We start from the raw sequence: 1,713 nt of genomic DNA, 5'->3' as shown, positions 1-1,713 counted from the left end.
GGGGCGCTCCTCCTGGCGGTCGCCGCGCTCGGAGCGGGGCGCCCGTGCGTTCGGGTTGCTGTTCCTGCCGGTGCCGCTGTTGTTCCTGCCGCTCCGGCCCCCGCCGCTGCCGCCGCTCCTGCCGCCGCCGCTACCGCTGTTCCTGCCACTGCTTCGCATCAAAAGTCCGTCTTGTCGTCTGCGTGAGTTTCCGGGGTGTCCGGTGCGTCCGGATCGAACGACGGCACACCCTCTGGCGTCTCGGCCTCGATCGCGTCCGCCTCGGGGAGGAAGGGCGCGAGCTCCGGGAGCTCATCCAGGCCACGCAGGCCCATCCGCTCCAGAAAGTAGTTCGTCGTCCTGTACAGGATCGCACCTGTTTCGGGTTCCGTGCCCGCCTCCTCGACGAGGCCCCGCTGGAGCAGGGTCCGCATGACCCCGTCGCAGTTCACTCCGCGCACCGCCGAGACCCGCGACCGGCTCACCGGCTGGCGGTACGCGACCACCGCCAGGGTCTCCAGCGCCGCCTGCGTCAGCCGGGCCTGCTGGCCGTCCAGCACGAAGCCCTCGACCGCCGCCGCGTACGCGGGCCGGGTGTAGAACCGCCAGCCGCCCGCGACGAGCCGGAGGTCGAAGCCGCGCCCCTGCGCGGTGTACTCGCCGGCCAGCTCGCGCAGCGCGGCCGCCACGGCCCGCCGGGGCCGCTCCAGGACCTTCGCCAGGTGCTCCTCGGTGGCCGGCTCGTCCACGACCATCAGGACCGCCTCCAGGGCGGGCTTGAGGTCGAGATCCGCGACCGGGGAGCCGGTGGGGTCCTGCTCGCTCATGGCGTCACGTCCTTCGGGGATCGCGGTGAGGCGTCCGGGGCCTCCTGGTCGAACTCGTCCGTCACGGCCGGCTCGGCGCCCTCCTCCCCCGCCCAGCGCACCAGCAGCTCGCCGAGGGCCGTGTCCTGGTCCAGGGCGACGGCCTTCTCCCGGTACAGCTCCAGCAGGGCGAGGAAGCGGGCGACGACGGTGAGGGTGTCCGGGGCGTCCTCGGTCAGCGCCCGGAAGCTGAGTTCCCCCGCCGCGCGGACCCGCTCCACCACGATGCCCGCCTGCTCGCGCACGCTGACCAGCGGGGCGTGGATGTGGTCCACGTACACCTGGGGCCGGGGCCGGGGCTGCATCGCCTTCACGGCGAGCCGGGCGAAGCCCTCGGCGCCGATGCTGATGACGACGTCCGGCAGCAGCTCCGCGTGGTGCGGCTCCAGGCCGACGGTGCGGGGGAAGCGGCGCGCCTCGGACGCGAGGCGGTCGCTGAAGATGTCGGCGACCCGCTTGTACGCGCGGTACTGGAGGAGCCGGGCGAAGAGCAGGTCCCTCGCCTCCAGCAGCGCCAGGTCCGCCTCGTCCTCCACCTCGGCCGCCGGGAGCAGCCGGGCGGCCTTGAGGTCGAGGAGGGTCGCGGCGACCACCAGGAACTCGGTCGTCTGGTCCAGGTCCCAGTCGGGGCCCATGGCGCGGATGTGGGCCATGAACTCGTCGGTGACCTTCGACAGCGCGACCTCGGTCACGTCCATCTTGTGCTTGGAGATCAGCTGGAGCAGCAGGTCGAAGGGCCCCTCGAAGTTCGCCAGCCGCACGGTGAACCGGCCGTCGTCGGCCGAGGGAGGACCGGCGGGCCGCTCGGGGACCGCCGGGGCCTCGGCCGGCGGCTCCACGGGCGGCGGCTCCACGGGCGCGGCGCCCG

Annotated in this window: 2 protein-coding genes; both read right to left on the bottom strand. The window is 73.7% G+C overall.

The window, feature by feature from the left end; all coding sequences use genetic code 11:
* Positions 1-158 precede the first annotated feature (158 nt).
* Entirely contained in the window at positions 159-806 is a 648-nt protein-coding gene (scpB, locus tag MHW47_RS35175) for an SMC-Scp complex subunit ScpB (protein WP_239227874.1), read from the bottom strand.
* Complete coding sequence (locus MHW47_RS35170; protein ID WP_374230199.1) at positions 803-1,699, bottom strand: ScpA family protein; 897 nt, start codon at positions 1,697-1,699, stop codon at positions 803-805. Before MHW47_RS35170 ends, scpB begins: the two co-directional genes overlap by 4 nt.
* Between the last annotated feature and the right edge of the window lie 14 nt (positions 1,700-1,713).

It is taken from the genome of Streptomyces sp. OfavH-34-F (assembly GCF_022347745.1).
In the GTDB taxonomy this organism is placed as follows: domain Bacteria; phylum Actinomycetota; class Actinomycetes; order Streptomycetales; family Streptomycetaceae; genus Streptomyces.
Note: the sequence above shows the minus strand (reverse complement) of the source record. Positions and strands in the feature narration are given on the sequence as shown.

Bases quoted from the DNA above. Each gene is read 5' to 3' on its own strand.
- scpB (WP_239227874.1), bottom strand. From the start codon at position 806: ATGAGCGAGCAGGACCCCACCGGCTCCCCGGTCGCGGATCTCGACCTC.